Raw genomic sequence first — 16,596 nt, forward strand, 5'->3', positions numbered from 1 at the left:
CACGGCTTCCGCACGGGGCGAGTGCACCTGGGGCCTGTCGTCAAACTCCCGTCGTCGCCCGGAGGGCGGCCTCGCGGCGTCCGGTGCGTGCTCCCGGCGTGCCGGGCGGAAGCCCGCGTACCGGACGTACTCGGGCTTTCGCCCGGTGCGGCGGGAGCGCGTGCCGGCCGCCGCGAGGCAGACGGGAGTTTGACGACAGGCCCCAGGGGGCTCCCTGCCGCCGCCCAGCGGTGTGGAGCGTGCGGGTAGGCGACGCCGGCGGTGACAGTTGGTGGGCCGCTTGCGCGGATCACGACGCCGCGTCCACCACGCTGTCGCCCCACGCCACCGGCTGAGAACCAACAGGCCCCCGGGGCTCCGCCCCCGAAGGGTCCGGCCCATGGTCAGGAGGCGGCCCACCGATGGCCCGGGGGGCGTGGAACGGCTTCGGGCCGGCGGTCATCGACCGTCGGCCCGAAGGGTGGAGCGTGCGCGCAATGGCGCTGACCGGCGGTTACAGCACCGGCATCATCTTGCGGAGTTCGAAGGCGGTGACCTCGCTCCGGTACTCCTCCCACTCCTGCTTCTTGTTGCGGAGGAAGAAGTCGAAGACGTGCTCGCCGAGGGTTTCGGCGACCAGTTCGCTGCGTTCCATCAGGGAGATGGCCTCGCCGAGGTTCTGCGGGAGGGGTTCGATGCCCATCGCGCGGCGTTCGGCGTCGGAGAGGGCCCAGACGTCGTCGTCGGCTCCCGCCGGGAGTTCGTAGCCCTCCTCGATGCCCTTGAGGCCCGCCGCGAGGAGGACGGCGTACGTCAGGTACGGGTTCGCGCCGGAGTCGATCGAGCGGACCTCGACGCGCGAGGAGCCCGTCTTGCCCGGCTTGTACATCGGGACGCGGATCAGGGCCGAGCGGTTGTTGTGGCCCCAGCAGATGTACGAGGGGGCCTCGCCGCCCGAGCCGGCGGTGCGGGAGGAACCGCCCCAGATGCGCTTGTACGAGTTGACCCACTGGTTGGTGACCGCCGCCGTCTCCGCCGCGTGGCGCAGCAGGCCCGCGATGAAGGAGCGGCCGACCTTCGAGAGCTGGTACTCGGCGCCCGACTCGTAGAAGGCGTTGCGGTCGCCCTCGAAGAGGGAGAGGTGGGTGTGCATGCCCGAGCCCGGGTACTCCGAGAACGGCTTCGGCATGAAGGTGGCCTGGACGCCCTGTTCGAGGGCGACCTGCTTCATGACGAGGCGGAAGGTCATGATGTTGTCGGCCGTCGAGAGGGCGTCGGCGTAGCGGAGGTCGATCTCCTGCTGGCCGGGCGCGCCCTCGTGGTGGCTGAACTCGACCGAGATCCCCATCGATTCGAGCATGGTGATCGCCTGCCGGCGGAAGTCCATGCCGACGTTCTGCGGGGTGTGGTCGAAGTAGCCGGAGTTGTCGGCGGGAACCGGGCGGGACCCGTCCAGCGGCTTGTCCTTCAGCAGGAAGAACTCGATCTCCGGGTGGGTGTAGAAGGTGAAGCCCAGGTCGGAGGTCTTGGCGAGGATGCGCTTGAGGACGTAGCGGGGGTCCGCGAACGACGGGGAGCCGTCCGGCATGAGGATGTCGCAGAACATCCGGGCGGTCCCGGGGGCCTCGGCGCGCCACGGCAGTATCTGGAACGTGCTCGGGTCCGGCTTGGCGATCATGTCGGACTCGTAGACCCGGGCGAAGCCCTCGATCGCGGAGCCGTCGAAACCGATGCCTTCGTCGAAGGCCTGCTCCAGCTCGGCGGGTGCGACCGCGACGGACTTCAGAAAGCCCAGTACGTCGGTGAACCACAGGCGCACGAAGCGGATGTCGCGCTCCTCAAGCGTCCGGAGGACGAATTCCTGCTGCTTGTCCATGGCTTCATCCTCGCAGTTCAGACGGCCTGTGCACCACCGCCCCGAGGAGCGGGTGGGCACAGTCGGGCCGGCCCAGTATCGCCGGCGGTGGTTTCCGCCACATTACGCACCCCCGAAAGGTGATGACACCCCGCACTGACCGCGGGCCGGTCATGAGCATTACCATCGGCGCCCATGGGGGCCGGGGAGCACATCAGGGGCGGGGACCGCGGGCGTCCGCCCGTGCGCCGCGCTGCCGTCCTGCTGCTGATCGCCTTCGGGGTGGCGGCCGGGATGGCCTTCCTGTGCGTGCGGCCCGCCGACGCGCACGTCCCGGATCCCGTACGGACGCAGTCCGCGCACGCCGTCTGCGTGTCCCCGTACGACCTGCCGGGCTGCTCGCCGCTGTCCCACGTGACACCGGCCGTGCTGCCGGCCCCGCCGCCCGCGGCGGCGCTCGCGGGGGCCGGGTCCGACGTTGCCCCCCGTACGGCGCCGGCGGGGCCGGTCCGCCCTCCCGGGACGCTCGCCCGCGCGCCCGACCTGCACGCCCTGCAAGTGCTGCGGACCTGACGGGTCCCGCTCCGCACCGCACCGCACCACAGGCTCGACCCCGACACCCCCCTCACCAGAAGGAACCAGGGCACATGGCCAGCAGGACGTCCGACCAGCACTCCCGCCAGACGCGCATAGCCGAGATGCGCCGCGCCGACAAAGCACGCGACCGGCGTAACAAGATCATCGCCATCACGGCCTCGACGGCGATCGTCGCCGGGCTCGTCGGCTTCGGCGCGTGGGTGCTGATCGACCAGAAGCAGAAGGACGAGGCGGCCGCGAAGGCCAAGGCCGCGGCCGTCAAGAACCCGGTCAGCGGCGAACAGGAGTGGGACGCGAAGAAGCTCGGCCGCAACCACGTCGAGACGCCGGTGAAGTACGAGATGAACCCGCCCGTCGGCGGGGACCACCACCCGCGCTGGATGAACTGCAACGGTGACGTCTACACGGAGCCGGTCCCCGAGGTGAACGCCGTCCACTCCCTGGAGCACGGCGCGGTCTGGGTGACGTACAACGAGAAGGCCCCCAAGGGCGACCTGGACAAGCTCTCCGGGAAGGTGAGCAAGACGCCGTACACGCTGATGAGCCCGGTCAAGGAGCAGACCGGCGCGATCATGCTCAGCGCGTGGGGCAAGCAGGTGACGGTGGAGAGCGCGGCCGACCCCCGCGTCGAGCAGTTCTTCACCAAGTACGTGATGGGCGCGCAGACCCCCGAGCCGGGCGCGGCCTGCACGAACGGGCTGACCGGCAAGTGAGCCGTACGTACTGGGCCGCGGGCGCGGCCGTCGTCCTGGCCGTGCTGTTCGCGGTCGGGGCCACGGTCGCCACCGCGAGCGGCTCGGGCGGCGGCGACGCGGCCCGCACCCCGGGGCCGCACTCCCCGGACGCGGGCTTCGCGCGCGACATGGCGGTGCACCACCAGCAGGCGGTGGAGATGTCGTTCATCGTCCGCGACCGCACGCAGGACGAGGCGGTCCGCACCCTCGCCTACGACATCGCCAACACCCAGGCCAACCAGCGCGGCATGCTGCTGGGCTGGCTGGACCTGTGGGAGTTGCCGAAGGTGATGGCCGACGAGCCTCCGATGTCCTGGATGGGGACGACGGGCACGTCCGGGGGCGCGGGGCACGGCGCGCACTCCGGGCACGCCGCGCCACCCACGGGGTCCACCGGATCCACCGGATCCGGGGCGATCATGCCGGGCATGGCCACCAAGGAGGAGCTGACGCGGCTCGGCGCCGCCGGCGGCCGGGACGCCGAGGTGCTCTACCTCCAGCTGATGACCGACCACCACAAGGGCGGCGTCGCGATGGCGGAGGGCTGTGCGCGCCAGTGCCAGACCCCGGCGGAGCGGACACTGGCCCAGGGGATGGTGGAGGCCCAGCAGTCCGAGCTCACCCTGATGGCGGACATGCTGAAACAGCGCGGGGCGGCGCCGCGCGGCTGATGCGCGCGGCCCGTCCACGAGCGCCCGTACGGGTGAGGAGGCCCGTCCTCCCACGCGTGCGGGCGCCGGCGCCCGCCCCGTGGAGTCGCGTACTCCGAACGGGCGAACGAGGATGGGGACGCCGGGACGGACGCGTCCGCGCCCGCCGCGACGGCGTGCTCAGGAGGTTCTCACGATGACCACCGCCGGAGAGATCATGCACCCCGGGGCCCAGTGGATTTCCGCCACCGAGACCCTGGACCGGGCCGCTCAGCTCATGAGCCGCCTCAACGTGGGCGCGCTGCCCATCAGTGACGCCGAGGAACGGCTCTGCGGCATCCTCACCGACCGCGACATCGTGGTGGGCTGCGTGGCCATGGGGCACGACCCGTCGAAGATCACGGCGGGCGACATGGCCAAGGGCACGCCGCGCTGGATCGACGCGGGCGCGGACGTCTCCGAGGTGCTGGAGGAGATGCAGAGCCACCAGATCAAGCGGCTGCCCGTGATCAGGGACAAGAAGCTGGTCGGCATGATCAGCGAGGCCGACCTGGCCCGGCACCTCTCGGACAAGCAGATAGCCGACTGGGCGGAGCAGGTCTACGCCCGCGGCTGACGGGCCTACGCAAGCGGCCGGCCGGCCTGCGTACGACCCCCACGGGGTCGCGCGGCGGCCTCCAGGACCGCCCGTGCCACCTGGTGCGGGCGGTCCAGCATGACCAGGTGCCCGGACGGTTCGGCCACCTCGAAGCGGGCGTCGAGCAACTCGGCCAGGGCTTCCTGCCGCGCGAGCCAGCGCCGTGCCGTGCGCCCCGTGCCGCCGCCGTGGCCCACCATGACGGTGGCGGGCGCCTCCAGGGGGTGCGTACCGCGCAGGGCGGCCACCTCGGCGGCCGTGTCCGGGTAGCGGGAGTTCTCCAGCAGCGCCCCGCGCCAGACGCGGCCGGTGCGGTAGCAGCGGCGTACGAGGTCCTGCGGGGCCGGGTCGCCGCCGCCGGTCCGGGAGGTCCGTACGACCAGGCGGCGGGCGGCCGGGCCGAGCGCGGCGGGAAGTCCGGCGGCGGTCACCGCACGGCCGAGGGCACGGGCCGCGCCGGTGCGCAGCGCGGCGGGCAGCAGCGCGCGGGGATGCTCCTCGACGCTGGAGTCGAGGAGGACGACGGCCGCGGTGCGCTCGGGGTACAGGCGGGCGAAGGCCTCGGCGTGGAACCCCGCGATGGAGTGCCCGACGACGGTGACGGGCCCGGGGTCGGAGACCGGGCCGAGGGCGTCGAGGAGGGCGGCGATCCGGTGGGCCTCGCCGGCGGCGGTCGCGGGTTCCGCGGCGGGCCCGCTCAGTCCGTGTCCGGGCCGGTCGAAGCGGACGACGGTGCGGCCCCGGTCGGCGAGGAGCCGGGCCACCGGGTCCCAGTCGAACCAGGCCATGGCCAGCCCGGCGGCCAGCACGCACACCGGCCCCCGGCCCTCGACGACGACGTGCAGCGGGACCCCGTCGACGCGTACGAAGCGTCCGGCGCCGCCGCTCACGTCCGGCGCTCCCGGTGGACGGAATGGGCGAGCAGCCCCAGCCAGAGGGCCACGAGCAGCACCTGGAGCCGCTGGCCGGCTCCCAGGGCCCAGGTGCCGTGACCGGCGGTGAACATCGCGATGGCGGTCAGGGTCCAGGCGGTGGCGAGGAGTTCCAGGACGACGAGGGCGGGGCCGTAGCGGGCGAGCGGGGCGAACCAGCCGTAGCGGCGGGCGGCGATGGTGAGGGCGACTATGCCGGTGAGGGCGCCGGTCATGGCGAGGCTGCTGCTGACGGCATGGGCCTGATGGGTGGCGGGAACCAGTCCGGCGGTCTCGCGGGCCGCGCATTCGGGGTCCACGGTGGGCGCGCAACTGAGCGGCAGCCAGGCGTCGGCGGCGGTGGCCGCGCCGAAGAGGGTGACGCCGGCCCAGCCGATGACCGCCCAGGGGCGTCGGGACTCGGGGTACCGGACCAGGCGGGCCAGGGCGATGAGTCCGCCGAGGAGGACGAGGACGCCCGCGGTGAAGTCGGTGGCGCGGAACAGGCCGCCGAGGGGCTGGTCCTGCGCGGCGAGCTCGCTGACGTACGTCTCGATGGGGTTGAGGCCGGTCGAGAGGACGACCTCCAGCACCCAGGCGGTGTAGGCGGCGGCGCCGAGACCGATCAGGGTGGCGACGGGCCAGGCGCTCCGTACGGAGGGGCCGTTGCTGCCATTTGTACGCATAGTGTGACTAATCCTAAGCAGATCCGGGTCCGGTCCCCCGGTCGGAACCACCGGGCCGACCGGGCCCACGGGAGGTAGGACGTTCGAGTGCCCACCGGGGTGCCCGTACCGCGAGTGGCGATCGCCACGGCCGGGGCGGGGCCGTGCCGGGTGGCGACACCCGGCACGGCGGTCCGTGGCGTGGCGGGGTGATCGCCACGGACCGGGCGAAGTCGGTCGATACCCGCCCGGGGTCGCCATGTCGGAGGCGCGAAGTCGGTTTGTGGGGCCGCCCCGTCGTGGCAGGCTGGCGCACGCCCCTCGCCCGCCCACCGCACAAGGACGCCCCGGTATGAGCACGCCACCGAACCCGCCCAGCGACTCCGTCGGCCCGCCGTCGGAGCCCGAGGGGACGCCCATACCCGGGACCCCCGCTCGGACGTCCCTGTCGAAGCCCCCCTCCGCCGAGCCCACGCCGCCCGACGCACCCCCGGCGACCCCGGCGACGTCGCTGAGCAAGACCCCGCAGGACGCACCGCCGACCGCACCGGCCACGTCGCTCAGCAAGACCCCGCAGGACGCGCCCCCGGCCGCGCCGGCCACGTCGCTCAGCAAGACCCCGCAGGACGCACCGCCGACCGCACCGGCCACGTCGCTCAGCAAGACCCCGCAGGACGCACCGCCGACCGCACCGGCGACTCCGGCGGCCCCTGCGATACCGACACCGATGCCGACGCCGACGCTGCACAACCACTTCGGCCCCGACGCTCCCCCGGTCGCTCCCCCGACCCCCGCGCCCGTGGAACCGCCCGCGGGCGGCTTCGGCGCCCCCACGGCGGCGGGAGCCCCCACGCCGCCCGCCGCCCCCGCCGAGCACAACCCGTTCGCGCCTCCCGCCCCCGGAGGGTTCGCGCCCCTCATGCCGCCCCCGCCGCCGGCCGGCGGTCACGGCGTACCGGCCAACGCCTGGGGAGCCCCGACCGGCCCCACCACCGGCTACCCCGGGCAGCCCGCCCACCCCGGCCACCCCGCCCACCCCGGACACCCCGCCTACCCCGGCCAGCCCGGCTACCCCGGCCAGCCCGGCTATGCCGGCTACCCGGCGCCCGCCCCGGCCACCAACGGACTCGCCGTCGCCGCCCTGACCCTCGGCATCATCGCGATCCCGGCGACCCTCGCCCCCTTCTTCTTCTGGCTCGGCACCCTCGTCGGCCTCACCGCTCTCGGCATGGGCATCGGCGCCATGGCCGCCGCCCGGCACGGCGCCGCCCGCAAGGGCATGGCACTCGCCGGCACGATCCTGGGCGTGGTCAGCGTCCTGACCTCCGTCGGCGGCGGGTTCCTCACCGTGGCCGTGGTCCGGAGCTCGGCCGAGAGCATCGACGAGGACTGGGAGGAGGACGAGCCCTTCACCATGCCGTCGGGCGGCCCGACGTACAGCCTGCCGCCCACGACCACCGACGAGGGCCCGGGCAGGAGCACCCCGCTGGCGTTCGGCCAGACGTACTCGTACCCGAGCGGCATCAAGGTGAGCCTGTCGTCGCCGAAGAAGTACGTCACCAAGAGCAAGGTGATCAAGGTCGGCAACGCGGTGCAGCTGACGCTCACCATCACCAACTCCACGGACAAGCCGCACGAGGTCATCTACGCGGTGCCCGACATCAGGGACGAGAAGGGCAACGAGGGCGAGGTCGTCTACGACGTCCGGATGCCGCAGCACGTCGAGGGCACCATCCAGCCCGGCCAGTCCGCGACCGGCACGATCGCCTACGAGATTCCCGAGGGCGCAACGCACATAGACGCCGAGATCTCCCCCGGCATCCTGCTGCCGGACGCGAAGTTCAGCGGCCCGATCGGCTGACGCCGACAGGGCCCGGATGCCCCGACCACAGGACATCGCGTCAGAAAGACGATTAGACTGGGTCGCGTGCCTCAACTTCGTCTCGCTCTGAATCAGATCGACTCGCACGTCGGCAACATCGACGCCAATGCGGACTCGATCGTCCACTGGACCCGGCACTCCGCCGAGCAGGGCGCTCACCTGGTGGCGTTCCCGGAGATGGTGCTGACCGGGTACCCCGTCGAGGACCTCGCCCTGCGCGGCTCCTTCGTCGAGGCCTCCCGCGAGGCGCTCCGCGAACTCGCGGAGCGCCTCGCGGCGGAGGGCCTCGGCGAGCTGCCGGTGGTCGTCGGCTACCTCGACCGCACCGAGCAGGCCGTGCCCCGCCTCGGCAAGCCCGCCGGTTCCCCGGAGAACGCGGCCGCCGTCCTGCACGGCGGCCGGGTGGTGCTGCGCTTCGCCAAGCACCACCTCCCCAACTACGGCGTCTTCGACGAGTTCCGGTACTTCGTGCCGGGCAACACCCAGCCGGTCGTCCGGGTCCGGGGCATCGACGTCGCCCTGGCCATCTGCGAGGACCTCTGGCAGGACGGCGGCCGCGTCCCGGCCACCCGCTCCGCCGGGGCCGGGTTGCTGATCTCCGTCAACGCCTCCCCGTACGAGCGCAACAAGGACGACGTGCGCCTGGAACTGGTCCGCAAGCGGGCCCAGGAGGCCGGCTGCACCCTCGCCTACGTCGCCATGATGGGCGGCCAGGACGAGCTGGTCTTCGACGGCGACTCGATCGTCGTGGACGCCTCCGGCGAGGTCGTCGCCCGCGCCCCGCAGTTCTCCGAGGGCTGCGTGCTGGTCGACCTGGACCTCCCGGCCGCCTCGCCGGACGCACCCGAGGGCATCGTCGACGACGGCCTGCGGATCGACCGCGTCGTCCTTTCCGAGGAGCCGGTGGAGCCGTACGAGCCCGTCGTCCCCGGCGGCTACGCCGAGCGGCTGGACGACGACGAGGAGATCTACGACGCGCTCGTCGTGGGCCTGCGCGCCTACGTCAGGAAGAACGGCTTCCAGTCCGTCCTGATCGGCCTGTCGGGCGGCATCGACTCCGCGCTCGTCGCCGCCATCGCCTGTGACGCGGTCGGCGCGCAGAACGTGTACGGCATCTCGATGCCGTCGAAGTACTCCTCGGACCACTCCCGGGGCGACGCGGCCGGACTCGCCGAACGGACCGGACTGAACTTCCGGACCGTGCCGATCGAGCCCATGTTCGACGCCTACATGGGTTCGCTGGGCCTGACCGGGCTGGCGGAGGAGAACCTCCAGTCCCGGCTGCGCGGCACCATGCTGATGGCGGTCTCCAACCAGGAGGGCCACATCGTGCTGGCGCCGGGCAACAAGTCCGAGCTGGCGGTCGGCTACTCCACCCTCTACGGGGACTCCGTCGGCGCGTACGGCCCGATCAAGGACGTCTACAAGTCGGACGTCTTCCGTCTCGCCCGGTACCGCAACCGGGCCGCCTTCGAGCGCGGCGAGATCCCGCCGATCCCGGAGAACTCGATCGTGAAGCCGCCGAGCGCCGAGCTGCGCCCGGGCCAGGTGGACACGGACTCCCTGCCGGACTATCCGGTGCTGGACGCGATCCTGGCCCTGTACGTGGACCGCGATCAGGGGGTCGACGCCATCGTCGCGGCCGGCTTCGACCGCGAGCTGGTCGCCAGGACCCTGCGCATGGTCGACACGGCGGAGTACAAGCGCCGCCAGTACCCGCCGGGTACGAAGATCTCCGCGAAGGGCTTCGGCAAGGACCGCCGACTGCCCATCACGAACGGCTGGCGCGAACGGGCGTAAGGGCGGCCGGGCCGACCGGAGCCGTGGCGCTCGCGGCTAAGGCCTGACGGTGAGGCGGGCGGCGACGGGCAGGTGGTCGCTGCCCGTGCGCGGCAGGGTCCAGGAGGCCTCCGGCTTGATGCCGCGCACCATGATCTGGTCGATGCGGGCCATCGGGAACTGCGCGGGCCAGCTGAAGCCGAAGCCGTCGCCCGCCGCGCCCTGCGTGGAACGCATCTGCGAGGTGACCTCGGACAGGGCCCGGTCGTTCATGGTGCCGTTGAGGTCACCGAGCAGGATGACCTTCCGCAGGGGTTCGGCGGCGAGCGCCGCGCCCAGCGCGTCGGCGCTGTTGTCGCGCTGGTTCGCGGTGAAACCGGCGTTGAGCTTGACCCGTACCGAGGGGAGGTGGGCGACGTAGACGCCGATCGCGCCCGTGGGGCCGGCCACGGTGGTGCGCATGGCCCGGACCCAGCCGAGGCGGATGTCGACGGGCTTGCTGGAGGTCAGCGGGTACTTGCTCCACACCCCGACGGTGCCCTCGACGGCGTGGTACTTGTACGTGTCCGCCAGCGCCTTCTCGTAGATCGGGACGGCGCTCGCCTTGAGCTCGGTCAGCGCCAGCACGTCGGCCTTGGACTTCGACACGGACTCGGCGGTGCCGAGCGGGTCGAGGTTGTCGGCGTCGACGTTGTGCGTGGCGACCATCAGGTTGCCGCCCGCGCCCGACTTGTCGGTGACCAGGCCGCCGAAGAGGTTCGCCCAGACCACGGTGGTCAGCAGTATCGAGATCAGCGCGGTGGCCGACTTGCGGATCACCGCCGTGACCAGCAGCACCGGCACCATCAGGCCCAGCCAGGGCAGGAAGGTCTCGGTGAGGCTGCCCAGGTTGCCGACGTCGTTCGGCAGCTCCGCGTGCAGGATCATGACCAGCGAGGTCAGCGCGGCCAGTGAGGCGGTCACGATGCCGCGCTTCCAGATGCCCCGGTCGTGCCTCAGTCCGGCCAGCCGGCGCCGCAGACCGGTTCGCGAGGGCCCCGGCTCGGAGCCGCCGTTCCCCGTCTCCGTCATGTACGCCTGTGCCATGCCCATGTCCTCGCTGCCGTGCTCGCGCTCCGTCCCCGCCCCTTGACCCTAGGCGATGCGCGGAGCCTTCGGTGCCGTCCTGTGCGGCCATACAACCGGAGGGACGAACGGCCGTGCGGCAAGGGTTCCGCTTGTCACGAAACGCGCACATTGGCTCGGGCGCGCCCTGAGCCGGAGCAGGAGTGTGACGGACCGGTCAACCGCCGCCCTCCGTGGCACTTCCGTCGTGGGGCGGACGGGTGCCACCATGGTGGGTGAGTCCGGGGACGCCGTGAGGGCGCCTCGAGATGACACAAGGAGCAGTTGCAATGTCGCATGCCGTTTCGCCTGCCCGCGAAGCCTCTCCGACCCTGTACGGGGGCGCGGGCACCCGCCGCATCACCGTCCGCGACCTCACCCTCGCCAAGGAACGCGGCGAGAAGTGGCCCATGCTCACCGCCTACGACGCGATGACCGCGTCCGTGTTCGACGAGGCCGGCATCCCGGTCATGCTCGTCGGCGACTCGATGGGCAACTGTCACCTCGGCTACGAGACCACCGTCCCCGTGACGATGGACGAGATGACCCTGCTGTCGGCGGCCGTCGTACGGGGCACCAGCCGGGCCCTGATCGTCGGCGACCTGCCGTTCGGCTCGTACCAGGAAGGCGCCGTGCAGGCGCTGCGCAGCGCGACCCGGCTGGTCAAGGAGGCCGGGGTCGGGGCGGTCAAGCTGGAGGGCGGCGAGCGTTCGCTGCCCCAGACCGAGCTGATCGTCCAGTCCGGCATCCCCGTCATGTCGCACCTGGGTCTGACCCCGCAGTCCGTGAACGCCATGGGCTACCGGGTGCAGGGCCGCACCGACGAGGCCGCGCACCAGTTGCTGCGCGACGCGAAGGCCGCGCAGGACGCGGGTGCCTTCGCGGTGGTCCTGGAGCTGGTCCCGGCCGAGCTGGCCGCCGAGGTCACCCGGTCCCTGCACATCCCGACCGTCGGCATCGGCGCCGGCTCGGAGTGCGACGCGCAGGTGCTGGTGTGGACCGACATGATGGGCCTGACCGGCGGGAAGATGCCGCGCTTCGTGAAGCAGTACGCCAACCTCCGCAAGACGATGGGTGACGCGGCGAAGGCCTTCGCCGAGGACGTCGTCGGCGGATCGTTCCCGCAGGCGGAGCACGCCTTCCACTAGAACCGGGCCCGCCGCCGACGGCCCGCCGACACGGATGTCGGCGGGCCGTCGCCCGCCTGTCGGAAGCCTGTAGGGGCTTTGTCAGTGGCGGATGGTCCCATGGTGGGCATGACGCGAAACGACAACCATCCCAACGCCGTGGAAGTGCGGGGTCTGGTCAAGCACTACGGCGAGACCAAGGCCCTCGACGGTGTCGACCTCGATGTCCGCGAGGGCACCGTCCTCGGGGTCCTCGGCCCCAACGGCGCGGGCAAGACCACCCTGGTGCGCTGCCTGTCCACCCTGGTCGTCCCGGACGCCGGAACGGCGCGGGTCGCCGGCTACGACGTGGTCCGCCAGCCCCGCCAGCTGCGCCGGACCATCGGCCTGACCGGGCAGTACGCCTCGGTCGACGAGAAGCTCTCCGGCTGGGAGAACCTCTACATGATCGGCCGGCTGCTGGACCTGTCCCGCAAGGACGCCCGGCTGCGCGCGGACGAGATGCTGGAGCGGTTCTCCCTGACCGAGGCGGCGAAGAAGGCCGCCATGAACTACTCCGGCGGCATGCGCCGCCGGCTCGACCTCGCGGCGTCGCTGATCGGCAACCCGGCCGTCCTCTACCTGGACGAGCCGACCACCGGTCTCGACCCCCGCACCCGCAACGAGGTGTGGGACGAGGTCCAGCGGCTGGTCGCCGAGGGCGCGACCGTCCTGCTGACCACGCAGTACATGGAGGAGGCCGAGCAGCTCGCCAGTGAGCTGACGGTCATCGACCGCGGCAAGGTCATCGCCAACGGCAAGGTCGACGAGCTGAAGGCGCGCGTGGGCGGCCGCACCCTGCGGGTCCGTCCCGTGGACCCGTCCGACCTGCCGGGCATGGCCCGTTCCCTCGCGGAGGCCGGGCTGGACGGCATCGCCGGTTCGCAGGCCGTGCCGGACGAGGGCGCGCTGCTGGTCCCCATCCTGAGCGACGAGCAGCTGACCGCCGTGGTCGGGCTGCTGGCCGCCCGCGGGTACGCGATCGCCGACCTCGGCACGTACCTGCCCAGCCTCGACGAGGTGTTCCTGTCCATCACCGGGCAGAAGCCGTCCTCCTCCGGGGACCCCGTCGCCACCGAGAACACCGAGCGGAATCAGGAGGTCGCGGCATGAGCACCGTAACCACGACGAAGCAGCCCGCCGACACCGCGCCCCTCCCGGCTCCGGCGGTCGCGGCGTCCGGCGAGGGCCGGATCGGCCTGCGGGCGAACCTGCGGCACATCGGCGCCCTGGTGCGCCGCAACGCCCTCCAGATCAAGCAGGACCCCGAGTCGATGTTCGACGTCCTGTTCATGCCGATCATCTTCACGCTGCTGTTCGTGTTCGTCTTCGGCGGCGCGGTCTCCGGCAAGGGCAACCAGGGCGCCTACGTCAGCTACCTGGTCCCGGGCCTGATGGCCATGATGGGGATGAACATCGCCATGGCGGTGGGCACCGGCGTCAACGACGACTTCAAGAAGGGCGTGATGGACCGCTTCCGGTCCATGCCGATCGCCCGGTCGTCCGTCCTCCTCGCGAAGATCGTCGTCGAGATCGGCCGGATGCTGATCGCCATCACGATCCTGCTCTGCGTCGGCTTCATCCTCGGCCTGTCGATCGACGGCTCGATCCTGGACCTGTTCTTCGCCATCGGCCTGTCGGTCGTCTTCGGCGCCTCGCTGATGTGGATCTTCATCCTGCTGGGTCTCACGATGAAGACCGCGCAGGCCGTCCAGGGCATGGCGATGCTGGTCCTGATGCCCCTGCAGTTCGGCAGCTCGATCTTCGCGAAGCCCGCGACGATGCCCGGCTGGCTGCAGAGCTTCACCGACTACAACCCGCTGTCCAACCTGGCCGACGCCGCCCGTGCCCTGATCAACGGCACTCCGGTCGGCGACTCGGTGTGGATGACGCTGGCCTGGTCGGTCGCCATCACCGCGGTCACCATGCCGCTGGCCGTCCGCAAGTTCCGCCAGAAGACCTGATCCGGCCGGGTCGCAACGGTCCGTTCGGATCGCGTCCCGGACGGGCCCCCGACCCGGGCCCGGATCAGAACAGGGCGGTGGCCTCCTCCAGGGTGAGGCCGCCGCCTTCGGCGTACGCCGCCTCGTACGCCGCGTCACCCAGCGCCGCCCGTGCCAGTTCCTCGGCGCGGGCGGAGTCCTCCCGTTCGGTCGACACGGGGAAGTGCCCTACGGGCAGCAGGGCCCGGTAGGCCCCGAGCAGCCGGGCGGCGTCGCGCGTCCGCCGGTCGCCGCCGAGCAGGGCCAGGGAGAGGCCGGCGGTCATCAGGTAGACGGCGGGCATCTGCGGGGCCACCAGCAGCGCCATCGGGTCCTGGACGGACTCCATGGCATGACGGATCCGGTCCAGGGCCTCCTCGTAGCGGCCCTCCTGGTTGTCCAGCCAGGCCATCGTGCCGAGCAGGAAGCCGTCGAAGACGGCGAACGCGCCGAACGCGAACTCGTCGCGCAGGAGCTGGAGCTGCTCCCGGGCCTCGGTGGTGCGCCCGGTGCGGCCGAGGATGCCCGCGAGGAACATCCGGGCCGCGGGCAGGGCCTCGTTGCCGTACTGCTGGACCGTGGCCATGACGTCCTTGAGGATCTGCTCGGCCTCCTCGTGCCGGCCGCTCTCGGAGAGCGTCCCGGACATCCGGACGCGCAGCACCGCCACCTGGGCCTTGGCGCCGAGGCGTTCGGCATAGGCGATGGCCTCGCGGTAGTCCCGGGTGGCCGGGCCGTACTCGCCGCGCTTCTCCAGTGATTCGGCGCGCGCCGACAGCGCTTCGGCGCACCCCCAGGCGTCGCCGAGGTCGCGGAACAGCGCCAGGCTCTCGTCGGCGTCGCGGGCGGCGTCGCCGGCCCAGTCGGCGCGGTTGGCCAGGACGTTGGCGCGCAGTTGGAGCGCGGAGGCCAGTTCCCAGCGGTAGCCGAGCGCGCGGGCGGTGGTGACGGTCGAGTCCACGACCTCCTTGAGCAGCCCGGGGTCGCCCGAGATCATGACCGCGTAGATCCACAGGGAGCTGGGGGTGCGGCAGGTCTGCGGCAGGCCGGGCCGGTAGGCGGTGAGCACCCCATCGATCTGGGCCCGGACGTCCGGACTGTTCCAGGTGTCGTTGGTCTGGTCCCGGGCGGCCAGCCGGACCAGGTGGACGGCGCGCCAGGCCTCGGTGAGGAGTTCGCCTGAATAGGGCGGCGGCGAGTCGACGAGCCGCTCGTGGACGGGCTCGGCGGGCACCACGGGCGGGGCGAAGGGGTCGGGGCCGAGCGCCGCGGCCGCCTCGGTCCAGTGCCGGGACTCGGCGCGCAGGTCGTGCATGTGCCAGTACCAGCCCAGCGAGTGGATCAGGCACAGCGCCTCGTCCGCGTCGCGGCCGGCGATGGCCCGGCGCAGGGCGGTGCGCACGTTCTCGTACTCGGTGGCCAGCCGGTCGGCGGCCGCGCGCTGGCCGTGCCCGCGGAGCAGGGGTTCGGTGGTGCGGGCGAGTTCGCGGTAGTGGACGAGGTGGCGGTGCCCGGTGTCGTGGAGGTCCCCCGGTACCTCGGCGAGGCGTTCGGCGGCGTACTCGCCGACGGTCTCCAGGAGGCGGTAGCGCATGCCGGAGCCGTCGGGGCCGGGGGTCGCGACGACGAGGGACTTGTCGACGAGGGAACCGAGGGTGTCCGCGATGTCGAGGGTGCCGTGCGCGCAGACGGTCTCGGCGGCGGCGAGGTCGCAGCCGCCGGCGAAGACGGACAGCCGGCGCAGCACGGTGCGTTCGGCTTCGTCGAGGAGGTCCCACGACCAGTCGACGACGGCGCGCAGGGTCTGTTGGCGGGGCAGGACCGTACGGGCGCCGCCGGTCAGGAGCCGGAAGCGGTCGTCGAGTCGGTCGGCGATCTGGCGCGGGGTGAGCAGCCGCAGTCGGGCGGCGGCCAGTTCGATGGCGAGCGGCAGGCCGTCCAGGCGGCGGCAGATCTCGGCGGCGGCGACCGGGTCGTCCGCCGGGCTGAAGCCGGGTCTGGCGGCGGCCCCGCGGTCACCGAGGAGCCGGAGCGCGACCGGGTCTGGCAGGGGTTCCACCGGGCGCAGGGTCTCCCCCGGTACGCCGAGGGGTTCCCGGCTGGTGGCCAGGATCTGCACGCCGGGGCAGTGCGTGAGGAGCCGTTCGGCGAGTTCGGCGGCGGCGCCGATGACGTGCTCGCAGTTGTCGAGGAGCAGCAGCATCCGGCGGCGTGCGCAGTGTTCGGTGAGCCGGTCGAGGGGGTCGTCGCCGGCCCGGTCGGTCAGGGCCCGGATCTCCTCGGCGGCGGCGCCTCGGAGCTTGGTCTCGCGGGCTCCGAGGGCGGCGAGGACGGCTTCGGCCACGTCCTCGGGGTCGTCCACGGGGGCCAGCTCGACGAGCCACACACCGTCGGTCCAGGCGTCGGCGACGTGCGCCCCGTCGGCCGGTGTCCCTTCGGCGCGGGCCCGGTCGGCGTGTGCCCGGTCGGCGTGTGCCTCGGCGGCTTCCTGGGACAGGCGGGTCTTGCCGGCGCCACCGGGGCCGAGCAGGGTCACGAGCCGGGCGCGGGCGAGGTCCTCGCCGATGACCCGGATGTCGTCCTCGCGGCCGACGAAGGTGGTGAGGCGGGCGCGGAGGTTTCCCGGGGCGGATGCCGGCGCGGGGCGGCGGGAGT

The 16,596-nt window shown here is 72.5% G+C and carries 14 protein-coding genes; 9 read left to right on the top strand and 5 right to left on the bottom strand.

Going from position 1 to position 16,596, the window contains the following annotated elements:
• Positions 1–493: 493 nt before the first annotated feature.
• Positions 494–1,855: a type I glutamate--ammonia ligase gene (glnA, locus tag NOD94_RS15720; protein WP_073914665.1), complete on the bottom strand. Its 1,362-nt coding sequence runs from the start codon at positions 1,853–1,855 to the stop codon at positions 494–496.
• Positions 1,856–2,029: 174 nt separating this feature from the next.
• Here glnA and NOD94_RS15725 point away from each other — a divergent pair, with 174 nt between their 5' ends.
• The 4 genes from NOD94_RS15725 to NOD94_RS15740 all read left to right on the top strand — a co-directional run bounded on the left by NOD94_RS15725 (position 2,030) and on the right by NOD94_RS15740 (position 4,431).
• Positions 2,030–2,407, top strand: coding sequence for a hypothetical protein (locus tag NOD94_RS15725; protein WP_281206543.1), 378 nt, complete (start codon positions 2,030–2,032; stop codon positions 2,405–2,407).
• Between the two features lie 74 nt (positions 2,408–2,481).
• Positions 2,482–3,144 carry a DUF3105 domain-containing protein gene (locus tag NOD94_RS15730; RefSeq protein ID WP_281206544.1) on the top strand — a complete coding sequence of 221 codons (663 nt, stop codon included), beginning with the start codon at positions 2,482–2,484 and terminating at the stop codon, positions 3,142–3,144.
• The gene (locus tag NOD94_RS15735) at positions 3,141–3,836 is read left to right on the top strand and encodes a DUF305 domain-containing protein (protein ID WP_281206545.1); all 696 of its coding nucleotides are present in this window, start codon (positions 3,141–3,143) and stop codon (positions 3,834–3,836) included. Before NOD94_RS15730 ends, NOD94_RS15735 begins: the two co-directional genes overlap by 4 nt.
• 175 nt (positions 3,837–4,011) lie before the next feature.
• A complete protein-coding gene (locus NOD94_RS15740) occupies positions 4,012–4,431 on the top strand; it encodes a CBS domain-containing protein (RefSeq protein ID WP_281206546.1) in 420 nt (139 codons plus the stop codon).
• A 5-nt stretch (positions 4,432–4,436) separates the two neighbouring features.
• Here NOD94_RS15740 and NOD94_RS15745 read toward each other — a convergent pair whose 3' ends face one another.
• Positions 4,437–5,342: an alpha/beta fold hydrolase gene (locus NOD94_RS15745; protein ID WP_281206547.1), complete on the bottom strand. Its 906-nt coding sequence runs from the start codon at positions 5,340–5,342 to the stop codon at positions 4,437–4,439.
• Positions 5,339–6,049, bottom strand: a complete 711-nt coding sequence (locus tag NOD94_RS15750; protein ID WP_281206548.1) for a DUF998 domain-containing protein — start codon at positions 6,047–6,049, stop codon at positions 5,339–5,341. Before NOD94_RS15750 ends, NOD94_RS15745 begins: the two co-directional genes overlap by 4 nt.
• A 331-nt stretch (positions 6,050–6,380) precedes the next feature.
• Between NOD94_RS15750 and NOD94_RS15755 the strand changes: the two genes are divergently transcribed.
• Both NOD94_RS15755 and NOD94_RS15760 read left to right on the top strand, forming a co-directional pair.
• Entirely contained in the window at positions 6,381–7,889 is a 1,509-nt protein-coding gene (locus NOD94_RS15755) for a hypothetical protein (RefSeq protein ID WP_281206549.1), read from the top strand.
• A 66-nt stretch (positions 7,890–7,955) separates the two neighbouring features.
• Complete coding sequence (locus NOD94_RS15760) at positions 7,956–9,710, top strand: NAD+ synthase (protein WP_281206550.1); 1,755 nt, start codon at positions 7,956–7,958, stop codon at positions 9,708–9,710.
• A gap of 36 nt (positions 9,711–9,746) precedes the next feature.
• Here NOD94_RS15760 and NOD94_RS15765 read toward each other — a convergent pair whose 3' ends face one another.
• Positions 9,747–10,775 (bottom strand): endonuclease/exonuclease/phosphatase family protein, encoded by a 1,029-nt coding sequence (locus NOD94_RS15765; RefSeq protein ID WP_281206551.1) that lies wholly within the window; start codon positions 10,773–10,775, stop codon positions 9,747–9,749.
• 287 nt (positions 10,776–11,062) lie between these two features.
• Here NOD94_RS15765 and panB point away from each other — a divergent pair, with 287 nt between their 5' ends.
• The 3 genes from panB to NOD94_RS15780 all read left to right on the top strand — a co-directional run bounded on the left by panB (position 11,063) and on the right by NOD94_RS15780 (position 13,923).
• Positions 11,063–11,941 (top strand): 3-methyl-2-oxobutanoate hydroxymethyltransferase, encoded by an 879-nt coding sequence (gene panB / locus NOD94_RS15770; RefSeq protein WP_281206552.1) that lies wholly within the window; start codon positions 11,063–11,065, stop codon positions 11,939–11,941.
• Between the two features lie 99 nt (positions 11,942–12,040).
• Positions 12,041–13,072 (top strand): ATP-binding cassette domain-containing protein, encoded by a 1,032-nt coding sequence (locus NOD94_RS15775; RefSeq protein WP_281206553.1) that lies wholly within the window; start codon positions 12,041–12,043, stop codon positions 13,070–13,072.
• The gene (locus tag NOD94_RS15780) at positions 13,069–13,923 is read left to right on the top strand and encodes an ABC transporter permease (protein WP_281206554.1); all 855 of its coding nucleotides are present in this window, start codon (positions 13,069–13,071) and stop codon (positions 13,921–13,923) included. The genes NOD94_RS15775 and NOD94_RS15780 overlap by 4 nt, the downstream gene beginning before the upstream one ends.
• A 64-nt stretch (positions 13,924–13,987) precedes the next feature.
• Here NOD94_RS15780 and NOD94_RS15785 read toward each other — a convergent pair.
• The coding region (locus NOD94_RS15785) for an AAA family ATPase (RefSeq protein ID WP_281206555.1) at positions 13,988–16,596 on the bottom strand (2,609 nt) is incomplete at its 5' end.

It is taken from the genome of Streptomyces sp. Isolate_45 (assembly GCF_024721315.2).
GTDB lineage: Bacteria > Actinomycetota > Actinomycetes > Streptomycetales > Streptomycetaceae > Streptomyces.

Excerpts from the sequence above, each read along its gene's own strand:
- NOD94_RS15740 (WP_281206546.1), top strand. The coding sequence starts at position 4,012 with ATGACCACCGCCGGAGAGATCATGCACCCCGGGGCCCAGTGGATTTCC.
- glnA (WP_073914665.1), bottom strand. The coding sequence starts at position 1,855 with ATGGACAAGCAGCAGGAATTCGTCCTCCGGACGCTTGAGGAGCGCGAC.
- NOD94_RS15765 (WP_281206551.1), bottom strand. The coding sequence starts at position 10,775 with ATGGCACAGGCGTACATGACGGAGACGGGGAACGGCGGCTCCGAGCCG.
- NOD94_RS15755 (WP_281206549.1), top strand. The coding sequence starts at position 6,381 with ATGAGCACGCCACCGAACCCGCCCAGCGACTCCGTCGGCCCGCCGTCG.
- NOD94_RS15775 (WP_281206553.1), top strand. The coding sequence starts at position 12,041 with ATGGTGGGCATGACGCGAAACGACAACCATCCCAACGCCGTGGAAGTG.
- NOD94_RS15730 (WP_281206544.1), top strand. The coding sequence starts at position 2,482 with ATGGCCAGCAGGACGTCCGACCAGCACTCCCGCCAGACGCGCATAGCC.
- NOD94_RS15750 (WP_281206548.1), bottom strand. The coding sequence starts at position 6,049 with ATGCGTACAAATGGCAGCAACGGCCCCTCCGTACGGAGCGCCTGGCCC.
- NOD94_RS15725 (WP_281206543.1), top strand. The coding sequence starts at position 2,030 with ATGGGGGCCGGGGAGCACATCAGGGGCGGGGACCGCGGGCGTCCGCCC.
- panB (WP_281206552.1), top strand. The coding sequence starts at position 11,063 with ATGACACAAGGAGCAGTTGCAATGTCGCATGCCGTTTCGCCTGCCCGC.
- NOD94_RS15780 (WP_281206554.1), top strand. The coding sequence starts at position 13,069 with ATGAGCACCGTAACCACGACGAAGCAGCCCGCCGACACCGCGCCCCTC.